Raw genomic sequence first — 25,765 nt, 5'->3', positions numbered from 1 at the left:
TTTATATAGTTTTGGATTAAGATATTAAACAATTGTAATTGCAAGTAAGTACACAAAAGCTTTTTTCATATGCACTATACCTAATTACACACTATTATTTATAAATTAAGGTTACTAAATCCAATCATGCCTTTCAATATTTTTAGATAAAAACCATTATTCTAACTATTGATTCGTTATTTGTTGTCAACTAACTCGTAGTAACTAATAAAAATAATAACCTTCATTATCTAATTCTAGATCGAATTTTCTTAATTTTTATATTGTTTCTTATGATATTATCAACTAATATAAATACATGGAAGAACAGTATATATTTGGATATATATCCTGTTATTTAAAGAACAAAATTGTTTCATGGGGGGAAATATGTGTTTACTAAGTGGAAAATAGGAATAATTACTTCACTTCTAGCTTTCACAGCATTTACATCTGTGATTTCAGCTGAAGAGAAACCGAAAGATCAGCCAAAATGGGAAGAATGGATAAAGGAAAATGCACAAAAATTAAACGAACCAAACGCACAGACAACTGAAGATTTATCCTTTTTAAAAGAAAAAATAAAAGATAAACGAATTGTTCTACTTGGGGAAAGTACACATGGTGCTAAGGAAATAAACCAATCAAAAGTACGTATGATTAAGTATTTACATGAAGAAATGGGATATGATGTAATTGCGTTTGAAACAGGATTTGCAGAGGCAAATGCTGTAAATCAAAACCTCGACCAATTAACAGCCTTGCAGGCCATGAAAAAATCTTTATATGGTGTTTGGCATACTGAAGAAATAGTGGAGCTATTTCAATATATAAAAGAGCAAAAAGAAAAAGGAACACCTCTTATATTAACAGGCTTTGATACTCAATTTAGATGGTATTCTTATTTCCCCGAGTTTGCAAAAGAATGGTTAGAAAAAATTAATCCTGAAATTGCTAATGATATAGAAATAGCTCATAAAGAATTACTCAATATAGAGGAGAAAATTGCACCTAAAGATAATGAGTACTCTTATGAACAATATAAAACGGACATTCAGCCGATAATAGCCAAATATGAAAAAATTAAAACGTTTGTCCAACAACATAAAACAGAATTGACTAAGGTAGCTCCATCAAATACATATGATGTAAACCTATTAGAAAAGACTATCAGTACACGTATTGATACAATTAAGACACACCAAGATGCTACTGTAAAAGAAAAAAACTCTATTTACCCAACAGACTTTAAACTTTCCGATCTATCACTTTATATTCGAGATCAAAAGATGGGGCAAACCTTAGCTTGGTTAAGTGATATTCAGTACAAAAATAAAAAAATCATTGTATGGGGACATAACTATCATATCCGAAAACAAAATTCAAAAATGATACTCGACTGGACCAAATACCAACAATACAATTTTAAAGCACCTAATATGATTGATTATTTACCTCAACGGATAAAAGAGCAAATGTATACAATTGGCGTATATGCGTATAGCGGAAATAGTTGGGATAGTAATGACCTTGATAAAATAGTCCCTATAGATATAGACCACGCTGAACAAAGCATCGAAAATATACTGCGAACATCTCAAAATCCTAATATATTTGTCAATTTGAAAGGAGAGCGCAATCGCCCTGAAACGTCTTGGATGTTTACCCCTACTACCGCAAGACACTGGGGCGATAAAGACTATGAAGAAATTTTAAGACCGATTGAACAATACGATGGCATACTATGGCTAGACCGTATTTCGCCATCACAATATAAGTAAGGAAAAGAGCACACTTTCGCTATGAATAAGTGTGCTCTTTTATATTCAACTATTATATTCATAATAACTACTATAGTTTAGAAATAAATAGAATATCTCCTTGAGTAAAGATTTATACAATGAATCATACCATCCCTTAAAATCAAATCCTTCTCAAAATACCTTTGTTTCCCATTCTTAATACCACTTCTCTAATAATACTCTCTCCCTCTCACCCGAAATACCTGCCTTTAATTCCCTATCTTTCATACCCTTCATCCACTCATGCACGTCTATAACTGTATCCTCTAACCTTCTAAAAGTAAGCCCGGCTTTAACTGCGCTCTCTATATTAACAAAGAATCCACCTTTCCACGGCTCTGTTTCACCTTCCAATGAAAAAGTTTCAGGAAGCCATAAAGGCATTTCTGTCCATGGCTGCACTTTATTCTCATTCATGAATGATTCATTGACCCAAACGAATTCAGCATCGCTATTCGTAACTTCTTTACACGTATTTAATAATTCCTCCATTGTCATTTTATCTTTCGGACCTGTTACATTAAATGTCCCTACCTTATTATTTTCTGACATGTTTAGTCCAAAGCTTGCGACATCTTTTATATCAACGAACTGAACTGGACGGTCTTTCCTGCCAGGAACTAATACATTACCGCCCTGTGCTACGCGCTGAATCCAGTATGGAAGCCGATCTGTATAATCAAACATTCCTGAAAGAAGTCCTGCTCTTACGTGTAAAACACGATCTGGCCAATACTTCTCTGCCTCTTTTTCACATAATACTTTTAACGCACCGTAATACTCATAAGGAGATATTTCACCATTCTCTACAGCCTTTAACTTATCAATAGAAGGTTCAGGTTGTAATACATAGTCTTCCTTTATGTGCAACGGAATCCAATCTTTATATACGGAAAGGCTTGAGATGAATGTATAGTGTTCAATATTATCTTTAAGTACTTCTCCTACTTTCCTAATGTGATGCGGAGAAAATCCACATGTGTCCACCACAGCATCCCATTTTCGATTTTCTAAACTTGATACATCGCCATTTCTATCACCGATTAACTGCTCTACTTCAGGAAAAATTTCTTTATTCGTTCCGCGATTAAATAATGTAACTTCATGCCCTCTTTTCAAAGCTTCTTCTACAAACGCTCTTCCTAAAAAACGTGTACCACCTAGAATTAGAATCTTCATGTCTCTCCTCCATTCGCGAGTAAAAATCCTTTCTTTTGTTTAACGATTTTTTATAGTGGAAAGTTACGGGGTGATTTACTTTTTTCGGAATCGAATGACATTTATGAATGTAGAAAATTACTATAAATTCTTTTTTTATTATTGAGCTTGCTCTTTAAGTAATAGAATGGTAACCTTCCATATTGAAGTGCATTTTTTAAAATTATTAAAGAGAGGTGTTTTATGAACAAACGTGTATATTTACTGACGATTGTTTCTTTTGTCGTCGGCCTAGTAGAGATGATTTTTGGAGGTATTCTTCCTTTAGTCGCAAATGATTTCGGTATTTCCCTAGGCCAAGCAGGGATGTTAATCTCCGTTTTTTCTCTAACTTTTGCCATATCGGGGCCCTTGCTACTTTCTGCTACATCAAAGATGGAACGGAAACGATTAATGCTTTTGACTTTATCTGTGGCGTTGTTTGCCAATATCATTACTGTCTTAAGCTTAAGTTACACTGTGCTTTTAGTTACTAGAATCATTTCGGCAATGTGCGCAGCACTTTTAATCTCCCTTTGTTTAACAATCGCATCCAATATTAGTTCAGAAGCTTACCGTGCTCGTGCGATTAGTTTAGTATTAATGGGTGTTAGTGCTTCTCTCGTATTAGGTGTTCCTTTTGGATTGATGCTCGGTAATGCCTTTGGATGGCGCGCTCCGTTTGTCTTTATTGTCGTTTTAACTGCAATTTCAATTGTATGTATCCAATTATTATTAGGAAAGATGGAACCGAAACCAAGTATATCAATTCAGGCACAACTACAAACATTAAAAAACAAAAAAATCATATGCATTCAACTTACGTCTGTTTTATTCTTTGGAGGCCATTTAACGCTTTATGCCTATCTTACACCTTTTTTACAAAGAACACTCAGTCTTGATGGAAACTGGATAAGCGTAATGTATTTGATTGTTGGCATCGCGGCCATCATCGGCGGAGGTGTTGGTGGATTGTTGTCAGATCGTATAGGTCCTAAGAAAACGATAATTACTGTAATTCCCGTTTTTGCAGTGTCCATTTTCATTCTTCCTTTTACAACATTTAACGCAGCACTTTTCCTTATGGTTATGATAGTATGGAGTATGCTGAGCTGGGCACTTCAACCAGCTATTCAAAGCTATTTAATCATAGCTGCATCTGATACATCGGACATTCAGCAAAGTTTAAACAATTCAGCTGTCCATGTAGGAATGGCGTTTGGCTCCACAATTGGTGGCATTACGATTGAACGTTTTAGTGTTGAAGCGAATGCTGTTATAGGTGGAATTCTCGTGGTAATGGCTTTATTTGCTGGCCTTGCTTCCATGCAAAAGAAAGAACAAAAAGTGAATACAAAATCTAAAGTAATATAATCTTATTATGAGGCTTACAGCAGGCATTGGAGTTTATCTTATGTTATCTCCAGTGGATGTCAATGAGCACAAGAGCAAACTCGTTCTTGTACTGATTAACATTGGCTGTATGGAATGCCTCAATAAATTACAATATCCTCTTGTTCAATTATTTTTAATTCAATGTTTCGTGTAAGTGGCGATAAACATGAAATTTCTCCGTTCCTCAAATCTAATAGTATTAACCTCTCGAATTAATTACCACACTATTCGAAAAACTACGTATAATTTCTTTCTAAAATTATAGATTCCTTTTCACTAATAACCCCTTCCCCTTAGCTCTTATTATCTCTACCTTTAACTCCGCATTACTTGTCCATCAACTAACTTAATAATTCTATTACATCGCTTAGCTATTTCAATATCATGAGTTACTATAATAATCGTTCGTCCTTCTTCATTAACCTGTAACGTAAAAATTCTTATTTATAAAAATAATACTCCTGCCAAGTTGACAGGAGCATTGTTTTTTCAACGTCTATTTACTTTTATACACTTGAATTGAAATTATCGAAATTAAACTGAACAATCCCATAAATAAACAAATCGCGCCTAGAATTGTATATGAATTTCCATATCCTTGTAATATAGCTAAATATGTACTCGTATCCATATGACCGCCCTGCTCTGCAACAGATTTACTTGCTGCCTTACTCCCCATTTCTGGTGCATTTATTAGTATATACACGCCGATAATAGATACTAAAGCTGAAATAATTTCTACAATATTAGACTTTGTCATCATACCCTCACCTTTCAAACAACGTCTTTTATCCATCTAGAGCAATCTCTTTCTATCTCTTTCTATCTCTTACTTATACATAATAAGCGGTATAAAATTTAATCCTCTTCTCTATTATTAGAATCAACAATATGAAAATATTCATTCTGTCTATTTCCACTTCATATATAATTAAAATATCCAATATTCGATTAACAAATTATACGTACTTAGGTAGGTGAATAATATTAATAAAAACATAGTTTATTATTCAACATTATACATTTATTTTCTCACATCGCTTGTTTATATCGTTTTACTAAACATAGAAAATGGTCGTAATTATTTGGGTTTTACGATGGTTGTTCCGCTGTTAGCGGTTATTTTATATCAAAAAGTATATAAGAAACAAAAAATAGTTCATACATTTAGCATTTCACGTCTAACATTAAAATCACCAATTTTCTCCATTTTATTCCCACTACTTCTAGGTCTATGTCTCCATTTCTATTTTTATATTTATAATATAAAGTTCTTATTTAATCATTGTAATGAACTGGGATTTCTCCTACTCATTGGTCTTACAATTGGATCTTTATCTGCATTTTTAGAGGAAATTATTTGGCGTGGGAATTTTCATTACTATTTACGAAAAAAATATTCATTAATACAAGCAGCAATAATTACCGCTTCACTTTGGTCTTTATGGCATTTACCAGTAGCACTCTTTTATAAAAACTATGAGTTATGGTTTTTAGGAATATTAAGTTATCTCTCGTTATTATTTATATTATCTATAATCTTGACGTACACGAGAGAGTATGGTTGTTCTGTAGTACCACCCGCAATTTTACATGGTATGTTTAATGTATTTTATTTAACAGATGGATTGCAAAACAAGTGGGATGCCAGCCTAATGGAATTATTTAAATTTATCTTATTAGCAATTGTGCTCGGCATGATGTACCTTATACATCGAAAAGTTAAAAAATAGTTAACAATTAAAGAAAAAGGCATTTCAGTTTAATGTATCTTAATTAACTTAGAAAGTACTTCAACACCTTTCAATTATTCAATAATCGTATAGGTGTTGAAGTTTTCTAATCTTAATTGAACGACTTCGTTCTCACAACACTTATTTCAATCATGAAGAACATAACTAGTATAACTATTCCTTTGATTATCATTTTATAAAACTTTTAAATAAGGAAATATACACTCTTTGATTAATCTCCATCTATCCCGCGCTTCAGGTACAATTTCAGACGCAATCACCACCACCAATTCCTTCTCCGGAATACAACAAATCACATTCCCACCATCACCCATTGCACAGTATGAAAAGATACCATCCTCTTCTCGTAACCACCATAAGTACCCATATCGATTTGGATTCATCACCGTTGATTCTTTTACCCATGATTTTGAAAGGATTCGCTTTTCATTATGAATACCTTCATTCAAATACAATTGTCCAAACTTAGCCATATCTTTAACTGTTAATGTAAGTCCCCAACCACCAGTTGAAATACCGTTTGGATCGTGAACCCATCCTTTTACATCTTTTCCGAATAAGTCATCAAATCCAAATGCTTTCATATTGTAGTTTGGAATTTCTCTTATACCGATAGGCTGAAATAGGTATTCATTCGCAAACTCACGAGCACTTTTCCCAGTTACACTCGTAATTATTGCTGATAATAAATGAGCTCCTGCAGATGAATATTTAAAAGATCCAATTTCTCCGCCTTGTCCGATTCTATTTAACGTATACTCTATCCAATCCTTTTGTGTACATAATTCTTCTAGTGGTTCCTGCCAATCTGCATAAGGATATGGAGCTGTCATTGTAAGAAGATGCCGCACTGTTATTTCAGTTGAATTACAATTATATTCCGGGAAAAATTCCATTACCTTTTGATCAACGCTTTTTATATAGCCTTTATCTACACATATTCCAATTAACGCAGAGATTATCGTTTTTGTGACTGATGCTACATGAAATGCATCATCTGAACCGTAACCATTATAATAATTTTCAAAAACAACATCACCTTTATGTACAACTAACATACCATTAATATTTTTGTATTTTTCTTTTATAACACAATCTAACTTTTCAGCATTTTGCATTGTTCTTCCCCCTTAATCAATGATTAAAAAGGTTCGATAGGTACATATATTTCAACTATATGTTTATGTTCTGGGTGTTGCCCTGGATCATTTTTATACATTTCAAAAGGATACGAATCTCTCGGTTTATATCCGCTATTCGGTAGCCACTCGCCATATAAGAAATCCCATGCCCCTTTATATTCGTCTTGGAATATTTCAAAATGGCCTACTGCATACTTTCCTGGCGGTATTGCCATAATTCCAATTTCGCTCGTTTCTACAGCGGATTCATCTGGAATTGTTATACAAAGGCTCGTTCTTAAATGATAGTCTTCTGTAAACTCGTGATGATCGTGATAAATTGTTAATACCTTCGTATCCTCGAATACATGATAGTTTTGCTCCGTTGCGTAATGAAATAGTTTTTCTATCATCTTTGGAAAATCTATAGTTAAATCTTTATATGTACCTACATGTCTTATGTATGCAACGTTTACATTGTCCGCTGTTTTAATTTCAACATTTCCTCGAACCTTCTTACATTCATTGTATTGATAACCTTCGTTCCCGTCTTTGCAATTCTTGCTATTGTGATTTCTATAGTAAGATGGACTTACTCCGTAATGATTTTTAAATGTCCGGGAGAAAACTGCTGAATCCGTGAATCCAAAGTGATAAGCAATGTCTGTAACCGTCATATCCATACGATATGTAAGTAAATGTGTTGCTCTTTCTAATTTCAAACGATTCACGTACCGAGATAACGGCTCATCCATCATCCCTTTAAAAATTCTATGAAAATGATACTTTGAAAATCCTGCTACATCAGCTAGTTCTTCAATTAAAAGCGAATCGTTTATGTTTGATTCTATATAATCTTGAACTTTATATATGCGCTGTAAATACTCATTTCTACTTTGTTTACTCTCCATACTTATGCCTCCTCACAACAAAAAGGCTAACTTCGCGCTAGCCTACTTTTACACATGTTTTAAAAATAAAACCCTACTCCCGCCGGTCCCGTCATAATTTGTATGTACGGATACACCTTCTATTTCATCATCCCCAGCTTCAATTTGAAAACCAATTTCTTGATGAAATTGTATCGATTTTTTATTAACTGGTGATGTGATTGCTTTTACAACTTTACGATTGTTTGCACGAGCGGCATCGAAGAAATAAGAATACAATGTCGATGCAATTCCTTTTCTTCTATACTTTGGATTTACGCCGATAAAATGAATGTACGCTTCCTCTTTATTCGTTTGTGAAAAGAAACCACATAAGAAACCTAACGTTTCTCCATTTTCTTCAATGATAAAACTCGTTTCTTGAAAGTGAACGAAGAACAATTTTGGCAACATATGTGCCATGTCTCTTCCGCCCCACCAATCATTTAAAACGGAATGAATCTTTATATAATCTTCCCCTTGAATATTTCTTACTCGCATATGTTTCTCCCTCTCACTCACTTCATTTTTTCATAAATTTTAATGACCGTTTCTACTAATAGGATGAATACCCATATCCCGCAAAATACGAGAACAGACTGGAATATCGATCCAATTATCATAACACCAACTGCGCCTGTTATTGAAAATGATATTCCACCAAACCCTGGATCCTGTATAAGTGCTCCAGCAGAAAAAGCGGTTATAATAGATACTATTAAATAAATAACACTCATTATTTTTAATATTTTTATAGAAAGATACGAAGTTTGCTTTTCTTCCACTTGTGATAATTCGATTTCTCCACTCGCAATTCCTTTTTGCAAACAGTCCTCACATAAAAATTCTTCCTTAATTTTTTTACCACCGTGCAATGTACCTGATATTTCTTTACATCGTGAACACTTTCGATTTATCATTTTGTTATCACTCCAATCTAATCAGATTATACTTACACAATTCTATTTTTACCTTATTATTCCTTTTATGTATTTTATAGAGAGGTGATGTGTTTTATGATGTCTAAACTTACTTTTGGTTATAAAAAGCCTACTGAGCAATATGTATTACGACCTAGTTGTTATGCAGTTATTTTTAACAATACTTGTTCAAAAGTGGCTATTATCAAAAAAGGAGACCATTTCTTTTTACCAGGTGGTGGTATGGAAGGTACGGAAACGAAAGAAGCATGTTTACATCGTGAATTACTAGAGGAATTAGGCTGGGGAATTGAAATTGATCACTATATCGGTAATGCAGCACGATATTTTTATTCAGAAAAAGAAGATACATATTATTTAAATGATGGTTATTTTTACATCGGTCAAAAAATATATGAAGTTGAAACACATGAAGAGGACCATATTTTACAATGGATGTCTCCACTACTTGCTATAGAGCATTTAATTCATGATCATCAAAAATGGGCTGTTGAACAAGCACTTTTATTGCAAAAATAAAAATGATCTCCTTCTATTTGAAAGAGATCATTTTCACTGTTAACTTACTTTTTTCAAATTGAGAGCTGGCTTTTTGATTCCACCTTTTTTTACAACATATAAACCGATGAAGATAATAAGACCGCCAACTAGTTGCATCATATTGATTTGCTCCCCGATTGTTACAGCCGCAAAGATAACTGCGAACAATGGTACAAGATACATATATACCATTACTTTCGTTGAGCCGATTTTACTAATTCCGACATACCACATTGCAAGTCCGAAGATTGTCGCAAAGACGATTGAATATGCTAGAGATCCCCAGCTTAGCATGTCTACTGGCCATGTTAATGTATTTACATTGAATAAACAATATACAACAAGAGGTACAATTCCAATTAATGTTGACCATGATGTGACTCTCATTGCGGAGTATTTTGTAATGAGAGGTTGTGCCAAAATTGGATACCATCCCCACGCAATTGCTGCGACTAATCCAATTAAATTTCCGAGCCACGCATACTCGTAAGTTGCTCCTCCTGTATGCCCTGTTAATAAAACGAGTGCTGCACCAATAAAGGATAATATAGAACCAATTTGTACTTTCATCGAAAAACGTTCTTGTTTGTGCAATACTGCTAATATCCCTGTAAAAATAGGTGACATCGCAATTAATAATGAGGCATTCGTTGCCGAAGTATATTTTACAGATAACATAAACATCGTTTGATACATTGTCGTTCCAACGATACCGACTGCTAATAATCGTAGCCAATCTTTTCTTTCAATACGAAGTGAGCGTTCCATAATAAATGTAATAAGTAATAATACCGGTGATGCTACTAAAAATCGTAAACTATTAAATTGAATGGATGACATAAATGCCACGCCATACTTTCCAATTGTATAATTTGCTCCCCATACTAAAGCAACTGCTACTAGGAGCCACTCCATTTGCCATCGTTTCATCCGAATCTCCCCTTCCATATTTAGCATAGTAAAATTGGTTGGATATAACACCGTCCAATTGGCTGTTTTTTTACCCAGCCAATTTGTTATACTTAATGTATATAAGAGATGCGGAGGCGTTTGTATGGAATGGAAGCTAGATAGTGACAGTAAAATCCCAATTTATCAGCAAGTTGTTGACTTTATTGAAAGACGTATTACGTACGGAGAGCTTCCTCCAGGTAGCTTCCTCCCTTCAGAACGGAAATTAGCTACACAGTTAAATGTAAATCGAAGTACGGTAACGACTGCTTATAATGAGCTTCGTGCTATGGGAATTGTAGAAAGCACGACCGGTAAAGGAACACGTGTGAGTACACATATGTGGGGCGTTTCTCCAACATTAACGCCGAACTGGAGAGGTTTCGTAGAGGGCGGTACTTTTTTACCAAACTTACCATTACTTCGTCACATTCGGGCGCAAATACAGCAAAATGAAAACATCATTGACTTCGCAAACGGAGAGCTTGGTTGTAATCTCTATCCTCATGATCAGTTACAAACGATTTTACGAGAACAACCTTTAACACAGTCATTAAGTTACGATCACCCGCAAGGCTATCTCCCGCTAAGACAAGCGGTAGTAAAATATATGAAGGAATATTTAAAAGTTGAAGCGACCGAACAGTCGATTATGATTACATCTGGTGCACAGCAAGCACTTCACCTAATCGTACAATGTTTATTAAATCCAGGTGATGCCGTCGCTTTCGAAAGTCCATCTCACTGTTATTCATTACCGTTATTCCAATCAGCAGGTATTCGTATTTTCCCATTACCTGTCGATGAGCACGGTATTAATCCAGACGATGTGCAAGAGTTATATAGAAAACATCGTATTAAAATGATCTTTTTAAATCCAAATTTCCAAAATCCTACGGGAACGATGCTGCATCCAAATCGTAGAAAAAAACTGTTGTCACTTTGTGCGGACTTACGAATTGCAATCGTTGAAGATGATCCGTCAAGTTTGCTTACTTTAGAAAACAAACAACCTTGCCCTACTTTAAAATCAATTGATGAAAACGGAACAGTCATTTATGTACATTCCTTATCAAAAATGATTGCACCAGGTTTACGAGTTGGCTGGCTTGTCGCTCCGCAGTCTGTAGTAGAGCGATTATCAGATGCACGGCACCAAATGGAATTAGGAATGAGCATTTTCCCCCAGTGGCTTATGCAACAATTTTTCGAAACCGTTCCATTCCAGTCACATATAGCGCCCTTACGAAAGCAACTAGCAGAAAAAAGAGACATTATCGTCCGCTCTCTAAACGAGCAACTACAAGATAAAATTTCTTTCTCTAATCCGACCGGCGGTATATACATATGGGGAAAATTAAACGAACCAATAAACGAAAAACAACTCATTATGCAAAGCTTAAAACAAGAAATTGCCTTTATGCCGGGTAGCATTTTCGGCGCTAAAGATGGTTATATTCGTTTATCTTATGGAAAAGTAAACATTGATCAAATTGAGGAAGGGATTTCTCGTTTGCGTGAGGCTATTTTGGTTTGTGAAAAATGAGTAGCACCCTTAAATATTGTACTTTTCGTCAACATAATTTAATTAATTTTTAACTAAGTACATAAACTAAAAAACACTTTAGTTTATGTACTTGAACTTGTTCATTTTTTTATTTCAATAAAATATGTATCATAAGATTCCTTAAAAGTGTAACCCAGCTTTTTTGCTAGTTCAACAGATTCAGAATTTGCTCCATCCCAACTAGGGTATTTCCCTCTATCTAGACAATCTAACATTAGTGCAGATGCTACAAGCGTGGCTAAACCTTTTCTTCTATGTTCAGGGTGACTAACAATTTCAATCTCGATTCCATCATCAAATATACTAAATGATGTTGCAGCAGAAACAACTTGCCCTTTATTTAAAATAGCATACCCTACGCCCCTATCAATAAAGTCATCAATTGAATCAAACTGACTAATAAAATCTTCTGATAGTGCATTGAATGAAGAAGACTTTGCTATATTTTTATCGATTCTTTTCATTTCGTATTCTTGAGGTAATGTAGTCAATAGGTCCCGAATGTATTCTCTATCTAAATCGCCGGGGTTCTTATTAAATCTAAACCTTTGAAACTTCTCAATTGATCCTTTATGAATAGCCTCTATCCGTTCTTTCCATTCAATCGAATCAACAATAGCGAGAGTAAAATCAGGAAGATTGTATAGTAATTCTTCCGCTTCTTCTACGTTCGGATTCCCAGCATAAAACACAAAAATCCCTACAGTTATTTGAGCAACAGTTGGATTTACAAGATCGTCTACCCATGCACTTCCCATATGCCCTTGGAGATATGAAAGTACAATCGTACTATCGAAATCATCAAACATCTCAACTAGCTTTTCCCTTACATTATTATCTGCTTTATAAATCATTCAATTCCTTCTTTCTGAAAATTATTATTTTTCCACTAACTATATGTTAGCATATACTTTTAAAGATATACAAATTTTGTAAGTTTAAATACTAAATCCTCGTTTGACAAAACCTAAATCTACCATTATTATCAACACGAACCTATTTATCCCGCTATTTGCGGGCAATAAGACCCCTACCTCAAAATTCAGCTGGAACGAAGAAGTTTGGTAGGAGTCGGGCTGCCCGTTAATGCACGATTGGTTCGATTAATAATCAGTGTGGAATGAACTAAACCCCCACCGATTAAATTTTCACTTTATAGGAGTGATAAAAATGAAAATTTACGTTGATGCAGATGCTTGTCCTGTAAAAGATATTATTATCTTTGAAGCTACGAAAGCTGACATTCCGGTTACCCTCGTTACTAGCTTTTCTCATTTTTCTAATGCGGAACAGCCAGCAGGTGTGGAAACAATTTATGTTGATTCTGGAGCAGATGCTGCAGACTATCGGATTATGCAGCTAGCAAAGAAAGAAGATTTAATCGTTACGCAAGATTATGGTCTTGCTTCGCTCGCTTTAGCAAAAGGCTGTGTAGTTCTTCATCATAAAGGGTATAAGTATACAAATGAAAACATTGACCAATTATTACAAACACGTTATTTAAGTGCAATGGTACGAAAAAGCGGAAAGCGTACAAAGGGGCCAAAACCATTTACAGCTGAAGATAAAGAAAAATTTAGAGAGCTGTTTAAACAAGTGATTTCACTTTGAAATGAATCTTCTATTTGTAGGGAAAACTGAGCAAAGTAAAGAAGAGAATATCCAAATGAACATTCTCTTCTTGAGGTTTACCCATTTAAAAATCAGGTAAGTTATCTAAATTATTTTCTTTCGTTCCATCAGGTTCACTACGTATAATATCCCTGCCATACTTATGGAATACGTCCACATGAGCTAACTTCCCTGATTTTGCTTCATCAAGAGCAGTAATATAATCTAATTCTCGTCCACTACTTGTTTTAAAGGCAATTAAATCACCTTCATCATTTTTACGAACTGCAACAATTTGTTCTGCTCCTGAATCGACTTCCCGGGCTACTTCCAATTGTGCCTGCTCTTCTCCTTGATGTAAGTAATCATTATAAACTTTTTGAAAATCTTTTTTATCCATAAAACTCACCTCCAAAACATTTTATTAGTATGTTTTGAAGTTATTAGTTTTATGTACTATACCCATCAAATTAACAAAAATACACTCCCCCAATGAGATAACCCAAATCATAATTTTTTCAATCTAATTAGGAATTAAAACTGTTAATGTTTACTTTTTTGAAATTACAGTAAACATCCCCGTCATGTTTGGCGAGTAATCTTGAAAATCAAATTTTTCATAGAATGGTTCTTTACCTTGTGATGCAAACAAACCGACAAATGCCTTATCCGGGGCATTTTGATTTAAATATTCAACCAACATGTTCATTATTTCTTTCCCAATACCATTCTTCTGATAATCTGGATGAACTACTATGTCTTGAATATAGAAATAGATAGCCCCATCACCAACAATTCTCCCCATGCCTACAATTTGTTCATTATCATTGACTGTAATGCAGTAAATTGAATTTTGAAGTGATGTTTCCGCCACTTCAAAATTCATATAATCAGTCCATCCGACAGACTCACACAAATATTTATATTCTTCCAATGTTGGAATGTTATTTTTAAACTCATATTTCTTCAAAATGTATCCTCCAAGTCCTCAATTTCAACAAGTATATAAATTCGACATTTTTTAATATCTACGCAAATTCTTCAAAGTCTCCAATATATCATCTGTAAAAATAGTAGATCCCTCTTTCTCTAAAGCTGTAAAATATAAACTTCTTAAGAACGCTCTAATATTTTGTACTAAAATAGCATTTTGAGGATTTCGGATGTCTTCAACAATTGCTATACTATGTAGCCAGTTGCTCCACTCTTCTTCAGTTAAAAGATTTTGGTTACGTAATGACATAATTGGCGTTACTAATCTCTCATCCTCAAAGTTTATGTATACGTAATCATTCAATCGAACCTTTTGACGAACTGCAGCTAGTATCGCATATGAAAACTCGCGATTTTGTATCGTACGTGCTAAAGCATCTAACGCATCAGCCGCATGTGCCGTAGAGTGCGCCCATCCTTTTCCTTCTACGTAACCTCTTACATCTTCTTCTAAATATACATATTCCAAAACTTGTTCTGCCACACTGTACAGTTGTTCTTCAGTTAACAATGGTTCTCTTTCATGAACAGATAAAATAAGCGGCGGAATTAAAGCAGAAAACGCACGTTTAAAAACAGAGTCTGTTCCCTTTTCACCAATTTTATAAAATAAATAATCAGGACTTATTGCTTGTAACATTAATCCTCGTAATTCCTTTTGTCTAAATACATCATTTGTAATCCATGTGTGAAGCGTACTATAAATCAAATCATCACGTAATTCAGCATCAGATGATCCAATATAATCTAGCATCCATTGTGCATATGGATATGCATCTACGTCTTCTGGTACAGCATAATTGTTATTTTTTATTTGTTGTAGTTCTTCTTTTAATTCTTGTACTTCCGTCATTATATGTCCTGTCCCCTTTTTACGTTTTTTAACTTATTTTCGCTTTATCCCCTGTAATTTTTTTCATAAAATTAATTTAATTATAACAATAAATAAAAGGTTATACATATATTTCTGACTGTGCATTACGTCCGTTCATGAAATATTACATCTGGATTTCCAAAATCACTATTCAGAAATATAGCATCCGCACATTCTTTCGGATTATGCTCTTCTATATACATTTTACAAGCCGCATGATACCTGCTCAAAAACATCTTCTCTGCTTCTTCATAACTCCCAAAAGCTTCAGTCTCTCGCTTTGCACCACGTTTTCTCGCAATCTCAAAATCGGTATCTACAAAAATTTTATAATCAAATAAATGCTCAATGTCTTTTTTTAATAGGAATGTTCCATCTACTATTAGCACCATATTAGGCGGAGCCACTAGAGGCGCGTTATGTACAGGGATGTCCGTTATTAAATTATGAGAAATCGTTTCATAATTTAAATCTCCCTTAGGTCCTAAAGGCATTAATAATCTTTCTTTAAAAGCTGTATAATCATGTGCATCTTCATAATACCCTCTTGCTGATTCTTTTCCTTGCGCATATCGAATCGCTCTTGGGTTATGAAAATCGTCAATAGTGGCGCGTGTTACTTGCACTCCCCGTTTTTTCATTTCCTCTGCTAGTTCGTTTGCAAATGTTGTCTTTCCTGAGGCTGTAATACCACTTACTCCAACCCTTAACGGATGAGTTAAATTTAACGCTAAAATATGATCAGCAATTTCTTTCATTCGTTTTTGGCGATGCACGACATTACCTCCTGAACATTGTTTACATAATATAATTATGATAAATAAATTTTGTAATTATTTGTCTGTGAGTCGATACCTTTTGTCGAATCGTTGATATATTTTTATTGGCTTATTTCTCCCTTACTTACTTTCCCTTAAACCCTCGATACAAAGCAGTTCGCAACTCCTGCTTGTATTCCTCAATTTCTGGCATATTGAGCTCTTCAGCTAGTCGAATGGCTAATTCAATATCATACGGTACTCTTACGAGTTGAATGGAAAAACTCGCTGCTTCTTTTTCATTGTACATTCCTTCAAAGATTAAATAGGATGCTTGTGTTATTTCAAGTGGATTTCCTACGCTACCAGCATTACATAACGTTTTCCCTCTGAAATTTTGAACGTACGCTTGGTGAACATCACCATAGCAAACGACATCCGGTTTTCTTTCCCCCTCTATATTTTCCGTCAAATCGCTATTTTCGAACATACTAACACGTTCTTCTCTTGAAGCGTACGGTTGAATCCTTTCATACAAACTTCTTGGCGAGGCGTGGTACATACGGATAAGTTTTCCACTCATAAAAAATTCGATAGAAAATGGTAGATTTCTTAAATACTCATTTTGTTCCTCTGACAATTGTTTTTGATGCCATTTTAACGTTTCAAACTCAGTCGATTTTGTAATAAAGTCATCCCAATTCCCCATAACAACTTGTTCACATTCTTTACGAACAATTTCAATTACTTCGCTTGAATGAGGTCCTTTTCCTACTAAATCACCCAGACAAATAATGCGCTCTATTCCTCTTAATTTAATATCTTTCAGTACGGATTCTAATGCTGGAATATTACCATGAATATCTGAAATTACCGCAATTTTATCCAAATGAATCCCTCCATCATTTATCGTTTACTATATTCGTATTCAATGATTGATACCATCTCGGAACATAAGAAGAAAAATCGTTATGCTCTTCTAAAATTTGGTTCAATCTCTCTTTCATATCATCTACTAAATGTGGTGTAGTTCGATTTGTCCATACTATATCGGATGGGAAAATCATTGCTGCGTATAGCGAATACAATTTCCAAAAATGCAGCGATGGTTCACCTCCGCAATAACCGTGAACTTGTCCTACAGCGAATGGTACGCTTATATTAGTCGTAAATAACGCTACTTTATAAAAATCATGAATTGGATCCCCAAAATCGAATCTAGCAAAATCAATGACAGCCCTAAATTCATTATGTTCAATCATTATATTGGCTGGATGAAAATCGTCATGTAAAAATACAATTGGACGATTTTTTAATAAATCTTTATGATTTCGCTGCATATATTCATATTCTTCCTGCTTCCGTTCAAAATATGAAGAATCACATACTTTTATAAAATACGTTTCTCCACTCTCTAATTCAATTTTATATTTCTCATCGAACGAAAAACCTTTTGAAATAACAGTCGCTCTTAAAATAAGAGGCCAGTCTAGTTTTCTTTCTATCGCTTTTAAAATTGTCTCCACAAAACTCACCTCTATTAATATATGTACATACTACCTAGTACTTGATGCTCCTGTTTTCCTTCCCCTTTAAACTCCACCGCAAACGGATATTCTCCATACTGCATGAAATGTTCTTGCACTAGCCCTACCCCTACCGGTTCACAAAACTGCACACTAATACCACCAAATAATACACTTTGACACTCTGCATTCCACTCTTCATCTCTTATGATTGAACTTACTGTTAATCCCATTACTTCTTTCCATTTCCGCACTGTGTCTCGAACGTTTTTCACCGCATAATGAATTGTTTTTATTTCTTGCACTTTGTTTTTATGTTCCGTAATCGTCCCTGTTTTACGTAGATCGATTCTTCTTTCTTCATCCGTTTCATTCCACTGTATAAAGAATGGTAATTTTGGTCCGTCCTCTTCCTGCTTTACAAATAACATTTTCCATTCTAAAAGACGACCATCTTTTCTCACTCGTTTTCCTTCAAATGGTCCTATCGTTTGCAAACCATGCTTGCTTAAATTAATTGCTAATTTTTCAATTTCATCTGTTCGAATTGCGATTTGTAGCATTCCTTCTCCATTTTGCAATTTAACAACCGTTTCCTGCACTAATGGATTTTCTGCTTCTTTCGCTTTTTCTTCGTGCTGGACTGCTAAAAATTCTATATATGATAAATCAAAGTAACATAAACTATTCCAAGTACCCCAGTTTGTATGCTGTCCACCTTGCACTGTATGAAAACCTAATGACTGCATTTGTTTTGCAGCTTCCTCAGGCGTACAATGAACTGCGTGAACGAGATGATCAAATGCTAACATATTCTTTCTCCCCTTTCTCTCCATCCTTTTATTGTATATTTTCTCTTTCTTTCATTCAATTCGAAAAACTTAAAAACCTAGTTGATTTATATGATTAATGTGTATTATAATGAAACAAATTTATATCTTGCTGATTGGAAAAACCAAAGGCACTTTTCTCACACGGGAAAAGTGCCTTTTTTATTTATTATTACAGGGGGATTATTTATGCAGAAATTAATTGTCTTTGCTATTATTGGGTTTTTCGCTCAATTGATTGATGGAGCGCTTGGAATGGCGTATGGGGTAACGTCTTCCTCTTTATTATTAATGTTTGGTATCGCACCAGCTGTTGCTTCTGCATCGGTTCATTTAGCTGAAGTAGTCACTACTGCCGCTTCCGGTGCATCTCATATACGATTCGGAAACGTTGATAAATATACAGTTTCTAGACTTACATTACCAGGGGCGATCGGTGCTTTTGTCGGGGCATGTTTTTTAAGTAATTTACCTGGCGATGTAATTAAACCATACATTTCCTTATTTTTATTTACTTTAGGGGTTTATATTTTATTACGATTCCTCATTCAAAAACAAATTGTTGCTTCAAATAAGCGTATGTCTGCGAAACAACTTGTGCCGCTTGGCCTTTTTGCAGGATTTGTTGATTCAACTGGCGGTGGTGGCTGGGGACCTATTACGACACCTGTTCTTCTTGCAAGAGGCAATGAAGCTAGAAAAGTTATTGGATCTGTAGATACGAGCGAATTTCCTGTTTCACTCGCTGCAACAATCGGCTTCTTCATCTCACTTGGCTGGGAACAAGTAAGCTGGGTTTGGGTATTTTCCTTAATGCTCGGTGGTGTTGTTGCAGCGCCAATTGCAGCATGGTTAGTACGCATCGTTCCTCCACATTTACTCGGCGTACTCGTCGGTGGCCTTATTATCTTTACGAATATACGTACATTACTTACATCATTTAAAGTTGATCCAACTATTATTACACTTTCTTATGTTGCAGTTGGTCTAGTCGTTATTATTTCTATTTTCATTTCTGTCCGTAATCATTCAAATCATTCGAAACAAACGACGATAGGCTATCCGACAGATCAAAAACAAATGCTACCATAATTGTGCAAAATACCGCCCGATTTGCTTCGGGCGGTATTTTTTATTTTTCAATCTTCCAATTAATCATTGTTTCAGTACTATTTACTTTATTCATATGTAATTTCTCTAATACACGAATAGAGCTATAGTTATCAAGGAGCGTCTCTGCTATTATCGTTTCCACCTCTCCTGTTTGAAAAGCCCACTTCATTAATTCACGAACCGCTTCTGTTGCATACCCTTTATTCCAATATTTCTCAATAAATCCGTAACCAATTTCAACTGTATGATTCTCATTAGGTGCCCCTTTAAATCCTATATCACCTAAAACGATGTCATCTTCTTTTCGAATAACATACCAAGCGCCCCACGGTAATAAAGCCGCATCTTGTTTCACATTTTCTACATGCCCTAAAATATGCGGACCACTATTGTATCCTTGATTATTCGCAATTTGAACCCACTCTTCCGTACACGAGATAATATGTAATCTTTCCGTTTCTAATTTCATAACGATGTCCCCTTTTCCATTAAACAATACTTCAATTTTATCATAAAATATAAAGAATATTCATTCTTTTTAACACGCACATATGTTTATTCTTGAAACAAAATAAAGAACTAATCCCCTTTTGATGTTTATGTCGAATTATATTTTCTGAATTTTCTTTTAATTTTAGAGGATTTTTCATTATTTTTTGCGAAACATTTGTATAACAATTTTTTCTTTGCTTATTGTTACATAATAGTAGGTTCGGGTGGAGTTTTGCAAGCGTTTCCTATACAATAACCGATAATTTTTGACTTTTCCCTACAAAATTCCTTGCAATATTTTCAGAAAGTCATTACAATTGCCATATATTAAAAATCATAGCAATAAATAAATCCTCATCAATCCGATGAGGTAGAGGTTGCAACTTTTAAGAGTATAACGGCCGAGACACAGAGAATGTCATCGACTCCGTTTGAAAGGAAAAGTTGCCGAAGTTTATATTTCTTCTCTGGAAATATGGGCTGGGGCTGTCTCCGAAAGGAACAGAACTGTCACGTTTACAAAATTACCGTGTAGACGTGGGGTGCTATCTTAACGGAAGGGTATGATGGGGTGGTTATTTGTGAAACGTTCCGCCTAATTCTTTTGGCGGTTTTTTGTATTTTTCTCCCCCCGCTCCTTCCTATCTTACAAGAAAAGGAGTGTTGAACATGAATAGCGCAACGAATCAAGCTACCTCTAAAACGCAAACTACACAAGGACAAGGTGAATTAAAACGTGGATTAAAATCTCGTCACCTTACGATGATCTCTCTCGGTGGTACAATCGGTACCGGACTATTTCTTGCCAGCGGTAGTGTTATCCATACAGCTGGTCCCGGCGGTGCACTAGTTGCATACGCTGCAATTGGGATTATGGTTTATTTTTTAATGACAAGCTTAGCAGAACTCGCAGCTTACATGCCTGTTACTGGATCTTTTAGTACTTATGCAACAAAATTTGTTGATCCATCACTTGGTTTTGCACTTGGATGGAACTATTGGTATAACTGGGCGATTACGATCGCTGCTGAACTAGCGGCCGTAACATTAATTATGAAATTTTGGTTCCCAAATACACCTTCTCTTATTTGGAGTGGACTTTGTTTAGCTATTATTTTTCTCTTAAATTATTTATCTGTTAAAGGATTTGGTGAATCTGAATATTGGTTCGCACTTATTAAAGTAGTTACTATTATTATCTTTTTAATTGTCGGTTTTATGATGATTTTTGGAATTATGGGCGGCGAATTTATTGGATTTAAAAACTTCACTGTTGCAGATGCACCATTTAACGGCGGAATCATGGCAATTATCGGTGTATTTATGGCCGCTGGATTCTCATTCCAAGGAACTGAATTATTAGGAGTGGCTGCTGGTGAAACGTCTGATCCAGAACGTAATATTCCGAAAGCAATTCGTTCTATTTTTTGGCGTATTCTATTATTCTACATTTTAGCAATTCTCGTTATTGGTTTATTAATTCCTTATACGACTGATAGCCTTGCAGCAAGTGATGTTACAGTAAGTCCATTTACACTTGTATTTGAAAAAGCGGGCGTTGCCTTTGCTGCTTCTGTTATGAACGCTGTTATTTTAACTGCCGTTTTATCTGCTGGTAACTCTGGAATGTACGCATCAACTCGTATGCTTTGGGATTTAGCTCGCCAAGGAAAAGCACCAAAGTTTTTAGGTAAATTAGATAGCCGCGGTGTACCTGTTAACGCATTAATCGCAACATCAGTAGTTGGTAGCGTCGCTTTCATCGCTTCTTTATACGGTGACGGTGTTGTATACATTTGGTTATTAAATGCTTCTGGGATGTCAGGATTTATTGCTTGGGTAGGAATCGCTATTAGTCATTACCGTTTCCGAAAAGCATATATTGCCCAAGGAAAAGATTTAAAAGATTTACCATATAAAGCAAAATGGTTCCCGTTCGGTCCAATCTTTGCATTTACACTTTGTGTGATCGTTATTTTAGGTCAAAACTACGGAGCATTTATGGGAGCATCTATCGATTGGAACGGTGTACTTGTTTCTTACATCGGTTTACCGCTCTTCTTAATACTATGGTTAGGATATAAATTTACTAAGAAAACGAAAGTGATTCCACTTGATAAATGTGAACTGAAATAAAGTACAACGAGCAAACAATATTGTTTGCTCGTTTTTTATTGCAATGCTTCTTCCTTCCCTATTTCTTCTGTTTTTGCAATAATAGAAGAAACATAAATAAAGGTTGGGATCCAATGAACATTCGTATTACTGATGAAGCAAAAGCAGCTATACAGAGGCTAGAACGTGAAGACAAAAAGATTATTCGCATTAGAGGAACAATGACAAACTCTTGTAGTATTTTTGTTGATGTTGATCTAATTTGGGATACATATAATGCAAATGACGTTGTATATGAAGATGAACAGCTTATTGTACAAATGGACTCATTCACAAAAGATTATACTGGTGATACGTTAAAACTTGATTATAAGACGACTGGTTTTAGTATTACGACTCCGAGTGAGACGTTGGTGTATGGATTGTCGATAAAAAAATAAAAAGATGCCAATATTTCGTATTGAAGTATTGGCATCTTTTATATTCAAATTAGAGATACACATTAACCTTGTCTTAAGATCTTATAAAACATTTCCGGTTTATTTTGCTTAAAGCTCTCTATTAATTCTTTTCCAAATATCGTTATACTCTTCTCCCAAGGATGACCTAAATAACCCCACTTATAGTCCTTCTGAATAAAGAAATAGTAATCTCCATTTGGAAAAATTGGGATTGTCCACTCATCAAATTCATTTCTATCGAACCTTAAATGTGGATTTATCCAGTAACATTCATGTTGCCAATCAAGTGCCATTATGTATTCATCTAATTCTGTATTCTCTCTAAAAGCTTGTAACGCTTTATCTTCCAGATTGTCATATACATTTAAATCTACCGACTCACCGAAATACTGAGAAATATCATATGTAACAAAAGGACTTGGCACTTTAAATGATGGAAATGTAACATCACTCGGTGAAAACTCAAGTTCACTGTATACCCTGTCCCAAATTTGATCGTACTCTTTGTCTGTAAACTCCATCCAATTTTTCATTAAACAACTGCCTTCCCTTATAATTTCAAAGGATTTCCACTCGACTATCCCGAATATATAAATAACTATTCTCGCGAGGAGCGAATTTAATATGAATCTATTCGAACACGAAACGTAAGACCGCTTCATTTTAATAAGAAGTCCTCCCTTTCTCATTTCTTACTATATCATTCATTATCGAAATAGGAGGACAATAATATGAAACGTGATCCATTATTTTCAGCACTATTAGAAAGTGCAAAGACAAATTTTAGTGGCTGGGACTTTTCTTTCATTTCAGAAACAGGTCGAATGAAGAGCGAACCTTTATCATGGTCATACGGCAGTACCGCTTTCCAACTTATGCAGCGTGCAAAATCAATGTTAGATATGGGTACTGGTGGCGGAGAATTTTTATCTATGCTACAACCGTTTCCGTCAACTATTTGTGCTACTGAAGGCTACGCTCCAAACGTACCAATTGCCCGAAAGAAATTAGAGCCTTTAGGTGTTACAGTTGTAGAGGTAACTGATGATACCGCTTTGCCATTTAAAGACGGTCAGTTTGATTTAGTTATGAATCAACATGAATCATATTCTGCTTCTGAAGTGAAAAGAATTCTTTCCTCTAATGGAACATTTCTTACACAACAAGTTGGTGGTCTTGATTGTGCCCATATTAATGAGCTGTTCGGTGCACCGCTTAATTCAGAATTTGCAAGTTGGTCACTCGAAACAGCATGTAGTGAATTAAAGCAAAGTGGATTTACAATTATAGAAGCGAAGGAAGAGTTCCCTCTTCAGCGCTATTATGATATCGGCGCTGTCGTTTATTATTTAAAAGCAATTCCGTGGCAAATCCCTGATTTTACTATCGAACGCTATAATGAGGAATTGTATCGCATACATGAAATGATCTTGCAAAAAGGATATTTCGATGTAAAGCAACACCGCTTTATCATTAAAGCAAATTATGTAGAGTAAAACTTGAATTAGCATTCCCTGCAAAAAAGCCAAATTCCAATAAAGGATTTGGCTTTTTTTAGTATTTTAACGGGGCTTCTCCTATTGAGAAACGAGATGTTTTACATGTCGTTTTTTCGTATCATCTTCTGTCAGAATAGAAGTTATGTAATCAATGATATTCCTGTTATCATAAATAAAGGTATGCTCTAATTTGTTATCCTCTTTTAATAATATCGGTAAGTATCTTTGTAAATTGCTAACTACACCTCTGTTATCACCATCTAATATCCAATCGATTGACTTCCATTCTAATATTCCTTCAGCCGTGCTTAATGGTGTGTCCATATGTACTCCATCTGGTAAATCAGCAAGGAATACATACATTCCCTCACTATCCCGAGGCTCGTCTTTATCTTTAAAGATAACATTCCCCTTATACGTTACACTTTGAATCTGAATTCCCGTTTCCTCAAACGTTTCTCTAATTACTCCTTCATATGGGGTTTCATTATCCTCAATTTTACCGCCAACACCATTCCACATTCCCATTGTCGGCTTTTTATTCCTATTCAAAAGGAGTATGTTATCCCCTTTTCTAATGAAGCATATTGTGTACTTATACATACTATCATACCCTTTCTATTTCCTAACCGTTAACTTAATATAAAAGCGTTACTTATCATCACCCTAACAGGAGCACTTGAGGATGAAAAGGTTCATCTAATTCATTCGTTGTTTTTTTCGAAAATAAAATAACTAGACTAAACTAGTCTAGTATTTTCATTTTCGAAAAAGGATAATATATAAATTCCACCTTGCCAATAACGTTATCTTCTTCAATATATCCTAAGCCATTTCGACTATCCCTACTATACTCACGATTATCTCCCATTACAAATAACTTATTTGGTGGAATCTTTGTCTTTTGAAAGTTGTAAAACACTTGTGTATTGTTATATAGGTCTTTATTTATATACGGTTCATCTTGCTTTTTGTCATTAACATATACACTTCCATTCGTTATGTTAATGACATCACCAGGAAGTCCTATTACGCGTTTTACATAATATTTCGATCCATCTTCTTCTTTAATAATGACGATTTCTCCGTGCTGTAAGTTAGAAAAATGTACAGCGGCTTTATTTACAAATACGTAGTCTTCTTCATGTAGAGTCGGCTGCATCGATTTTCCTTCAACCTTACATAGAGTAAAAGACTGATACACTACTACCAAAACAAATATAAATAGTATGTACTTTCCCCAGCCGCCCTTGATCTCCTTTTTCATATGTATTCCCACCTTATCAAAACACTTTTCAGCTCAAAAATATATCACTG

The 25,765-nt window shown here is 34.8% G+C and carries 29 protein-coding genes, 1 pseudogene and 1 riboswitch; of the genes and pseudogenes, 10 read left to right on the top strand and 20 right to left on the bottom strand.

What is annotated here, in order from left to right:
* Positions 1–371 precede the first annotated feature (371 nt).
* Positions 372–1,760 (top strand): erythromycin esterase family protein, encoded by a 1,389-nt coding sequence (locus MR109_RS20685; protein WP_242273713.1) that lies wholly within the window; start codon positions 372–374, stop codon positions 1,758–1,760.
* Positions 1,761–1,937: 177 nt separating this feature from the next.
* On the opposite strand, the gene MR109_RS20680 is transcribed toward MR109_RS20685, so the two are convergent.
* The gene (locus MR109_RS20680) at positions 1,938–2,960 is read right to left on the bottom strand and encodes an SDR family oxidoreductase (RefSeq protein ID WP_242273712.1); all 1,023 of its coding nucleotides are present in this window, start codon (positions 2,958–2,960) and stop codon (positions 1,938–1,940) included.
* Between the two features lie 222 nt (positions 2,961–3,182).
* On the opposite strand from MR109_RS20680, the gene MR109_RS20675 reads away from it, so the two are divergent.
* The gene (locus MR109_RS20675) at positions 3,183–4,352 is read left to right on the top strand and encodes an MFS transporter (protein ID WP_242273711.1); all 1,170 of its coding nucleotides are present in this window, start codon (positions 3,183–3,185) and stop codon (positions 4,350–4,352) included.
* Between the two features lie 336 nt (positions 4,353–4,688).
* Here the strand turns inward: MR109_RS20675 and MR109_RS20670 are convergent.
* Positions 4,689–4,802, bottom strand: a pseudogene (locus MR109_RS20670) (ABC transporter ATP-binding protein); the annotation flags it as partial.
* Between the two features lie 67 nt (positions 4,803–4,869).
* Positions 4,870–5,169 carry a hypothetical protein gene (locus MR109_RS20665; protein WP_242273710.1) on the bottom strand — a complete coding sequence of 100 codons (300 nt, stop codon included), beginning with the start codon at positions 5,167–5,169 and terminating at the stop codon, positions 4,870–4,872.
* Positions 5,170–5,350: 181 nt separating this feature from the next.
* Between MR109_RS20665 and MR109_RS20660 the strand changes: the two genes are divergently transcribed.
* A complete protein-coding gene (locus MR109_RS20660) occupies positions 5,351–6,106 on the top strand; it encodes a CPBP family intramembrane glutamic endopeptidase (RefSeq protein ID WP_242273709.1) in 756 nt (251 codons plus the stop codon).
* A gap of 194 nt (positions 6,107–6,300) precedes the next feature.
* Here the strand turns inward: MR109_RS20660 and MR109_RS20655 are convergent, their stop codons facing one another.
* The 4 genes from MR109_RS20655 to MR109_RS20640 are packed head-to-tail and all read right to left on the bottom strand — an operon-like array spanning position 6,301 to position 9,097.
* Positions 6,301–7,245 (bottom strand): serine hydrolase domain-containing protein, encoded by a 945-nt coding sequence (locus MR109_RS20655; protein WP_242273708.1) that lies wholly within the window; start codon positions 7,243–7,245, stop codon positions 6,301–6,303.
* Positions 7,246–7,268: 23 nt separating this feature from the next.
* The gene (locus MR109_RS20650; protein ID WP_242273707.1) at positions 7,269–8,159 is read right to left on the bottom strand and encodes an AraC family transcriptional regulator; all 891 of its coding nucleotides are present in this window, start codon (positions 8,157–8,159) and stop codon (positions 7,269–7,271) included.
* 48 nt (positions 8,160–8,207) lie between these two features.
* The gene (locus MR109_RS20645; protein WP_242273705.1) at positions 8,208–8,678 is read right to left on the bottom strand and encodes a GNAT family N-acetyltransferase; all 471 of its coding nucleotides are present in this window, start codon (positions 8,676–8,678) and stop codon (positions 8,208–8,210) included.
* A gap of 17 nt (positions 8,679–8,695) precedes the next feature.
* On the bottom strand, positions 8,696–9,097 hold the full coding sequence (locus MR109_RS20640; RefSeq protein WP_098305837.1) for a DUF3980 domain-containing protein: 402 nt from the start codon (positions 9,095–9,097) through the stop codon (positions 8,696–8,698).
* 96 nt (positions 9,098–9,193) lie between these two features.
* On the opposite strand from MR109_RS20640, the gene MR109_RS20635 reads away from it, so the two are divergent.
* Positions 9,194–9,637, top strand: a complete 444-nt coding sequence (locus tag MR109_RS20635; protein ID WP_242273704.1) for an NUDIX hydrolase — start codon at positions 9,194–9,196, stop codon at positions 9,635–9,637.
* Between the two features lie 39 nt (positions 9,638–9,676).
* On the opposite strand, the gene MR109_RS20630 is transcribed toward MR109_RS20635, so the two are convergent.
* Positions 9,677–10,588, bottom strand: coding sequence for a DMT family transporter (locus MR109_RS20630; RefSeq protein WP_242273701.1), 912 nt, complete (start codon positions 10,586–10,588; stop codon positions 9,677–9,679).
* A gap of 124 nt (positions 10,589–10,712) precedes the next feature.
* Between MR109_RS20630 and pdxR the strand changes: the two genes are divergently transcribed.
* Positions 10,713–12,155 carry a MocR-like pyridoxine biosynthesis transcription factor PdxR gene (gene pdxR, locus MR109_RS20625; RefSeq protein WP_242273700.1) on the top strand — a complete coding sequence of 481 codons (1,443 nt, stop codon included), beginning with the start codon at positions 10,713–10,715 and terminating at the stop codon, positions 12,153–12,155.
* 101 nt (positions 12,156–12,256) lie between these two features.
* Here pdxR and MR109_RS20620 read toward each other — a convergent pair whose 3' ends face one another.
* Positions 12,257–13,030: a GNAT family N-acetyltransferase gene (locus MR109_RS20620; protein ID WP_242273699.1), complete on the bottom strand. Its 774-nt coding sequence runs from the start codon at positions 13,028–13,030 to the stop codon at positions 12,257–12,259.
* A 316-nt stretch (positions 13,031–13,346) separates the two neighbouring features.
* Between MR109_RS20620 and MR109_RS20615 the strand changes: the two genes are divergently transcribed.
* On the top strand, positions 13,347–13,787 hold the full coding sequence (locus tag MR109_RS20615) for a YaiI/YqxD family protein (protein WP_242273698.1): 441 nt from the start codon (positions 13,347–13,349) through the stop codon (positions 13,785–13,787).
* 85 nt (positions 13,788–13,872) lie between these two features.
* On the opposite strand, the gene MR109_RS20610 is transcribed toward MR109_RS20615, so the two are convergent.
* The 7 genes from MR109_RS20610 to MR109_RS20580 form a co-directional block, all read right to left on the bottom strand.
* Positions 13,873–14,187, bottom strand: coding sequence for a DUF3892 domain-containing protein (locus MR109_RS20610; protein WP_048375266.1), 315 nt, complete (start codon positions 14,185–14,187; stop codon positions 13,873–13,875).
* Between the two features lie 150 nt (positions 14,188–14,337).
* Positions 14,338–14,757: a GNAT family N-acetyltransferase gene (locus MR109_RS20605; protein ID WP_048375265.1), complete on the bottom strand. Its 420-nt coding sequence runs from the start codon at positions 14,755–14,757 to the stop codon at positions 14,338–14,340.
* A 51-nt stretch (positions 14,758–14,808) separates the two neighbouring features.
* Complete coding sequence (locus tag MR109_RS20600) at positions 14,809–15,633, bottom strand: DUF2785 domain-containing protein (protein WP_242273697.1); 825 nt, start codon at positions 15,631–15,633, stop codon at positions 14,809–14,811.
* Between the two features lie 125 nt (positions 15,634–15,758).
* Positions 15,759–16,430, bottom strand: a complete 672-nt coding sequence (locus tag MR109_RS20595) for a nucleoside/nucleotide kinase family protein (protein ID WP_242273696.1) — start codon at positions 16,428–16,430, stop codon at positions 15,759–15,761.
* Positions 16,431–16,557: 127 nt separating this feature from the next.
* Entirely contained in the window at positions 16,558–17,301 is a 744-nt protein-coding gene (locus MR109_RS20590; protein WP_242273695.1) for a metallophosphoesterase family protein, read from the bottom strand.
* A 13-nt stretch (positions 17,302–17,314) separates the two neighbouring features.
* Complete coding sequence (locus MR109_RS20585; RefSeq protein ID WP_242273694.1) at positions 17,315–17,938, bottom strand: aminoglycoside phosphotransferase family protein; 624 nt, start codon at positions 17,936–17,938, stop codon at positions 17,315–17,317.
* 14 nt (positions 17,939–17,952) lie between these two features.
* Positions 17,953–18,750 (bottom strand): VOC family protein, encoded by a 798-nt coding sequence (locus MR109_RS20580; protein ID WP_242273692.1) that lies wholly within the window; start codon positions 18,748–18,750, stop codon positions 17,953–17,955.
* Between the two features lie 207 nt (positions 18,751–18,957).
* Between MR109_RS20580 and MR109_RS20575 the strand changes: the two genes are divergently transcribed.
* Positions 18,958–19,860, top strand: coding sequence for a sulfite exporter TauE/SafE family protein (locus MR109_RS20575; protein WP_242273691.1), 903 nt, complete (start codon positions 18,958–18,960; stop codon positions 19,858–19,860).
* Between the two features lie 40 nt (positions 19,861–19,900).
* On the opposite strand, the gene MR109_RS20570 is transcribed toward MR109_RS20575, so the two are convergent.
* Positions 19,901–20,350 (bottom strand): GNAT family N-acetyltransferase, encoded by a 450-nt coding sequence (locus tag MR109_RS20570; protein WP_242273689.1) that lies wholly within the window; start codon positions 20,348–20,350, stop codon positions 19,901–19,903.
* A gap of 386 nt (positions 20,351–20,736) precedes the next feature.
* Positions 20,737–20,929, top strand: a riboswitch (Lysine riboswitch).
* A 113-nt stretch (positions 20,930–21,042) separates the two neighbouring features.
* Here MR109_RS20570 and MR109_RS20565 point away from each other — a divergent pair.
* Positions 21,043–22,509, top strand: a complete 1,467-nt coding sequence (locus MR109_RS20565; protein ID WP_025147840.1) for an amino acid permease — start codon at positions 21,043–21,045, stop codon at positions 22,507–22,509.
* 113 nt (positions 22,510–22,622) lie between these two features.
* On the top strand, positions 22,623–22,928 hold the full coding sequence (locus MR109_RS20560; RefSeq protein WP_002172546.1) for an iron-sulfur cluster biosynthesis family protein: 306 nt from the start codon (positions 22,623–22,625) through the stop codon (positions 22,926–22,928).
* A 62-nt stretch (positions 22,929–22,990) separates the two neighbouring features.
* Here MR109_RS20560 and MR109_RS20555 read toward each other — a convergent pair whose 3' ends face one another.
* Complete coding sequence (locus MR109_RS20555; RefSeq protein ID WP_242273688.1) at positions 22,991–23,482, bottom strand: DUF2716 domain-containing protein; 492 nt, start codon at positions 23,480–23,482, stop codon at positions 22,991–22,993.
* A gap of 198 nt (positions 23,483–23,680) precedes the next feature.
* Between MR109_RS20555 and MR109_RS20550 the strand changes: the two genes are divergently transcribed.
* Positions 23,681–24,445: a class I SAM-dependent methyltransferase gene (locus tag MR109_RS20550; protein ID WP_242273687.1), complete on the top strand. Its 765-nt coding sequence runs from the start codon at positions 23,681–23,683 to the stop codon at positions 24,443–24,445.
* Positions 24,446–24,526: 81 nt separating this feature from the next.
* Here MR109_RS20550 and MR109_RS20545 read toward each other — a convergent pair whose 3' ends face one another.
* Both MR109_RS20545 and lepB read right to left on the bottom strand, forming a co-directional pair.
* Positions 24,527–25,051, bottom strand: coding sequence for an NUDIX hydrolase (locus MR109_RS20545; protein ID WP_242273686.1), 525 nt, complete (start codon positions 25,049–25,051; stop codon positions 24,527–24,529).
* 142 nt (positions 25,052–25,193) lie between these two features.
* The gene (lepB, locus tag MR109_RS20540; protein ID WP_071719146.1) at positions 25,194–25,715 is read right to left on the bottom strand and encodes a signal peptidase I; all 522 of its coding nucleotides are present in this window, start codon (positions 25,713–25,715) and stop codon (positions 25,194–25,196) included.
* Positions 25,716–25,765 lie beyond the last annotated feature (50 nt).

This window comes from Bacillus cereus group sp. BfR-BA-01310 (assembly GCF_022664325.1).
Taxonomy (GTDB): domain Bacteria; phylum Bacillota; class Bacilli; order Bacillales; family Bacillaceae_G; genus Bacillus_A; species Bacillus_A paramycoides.
This window is presented reverse-complemented; position numbering and strand designations above follow the sequence as displayed.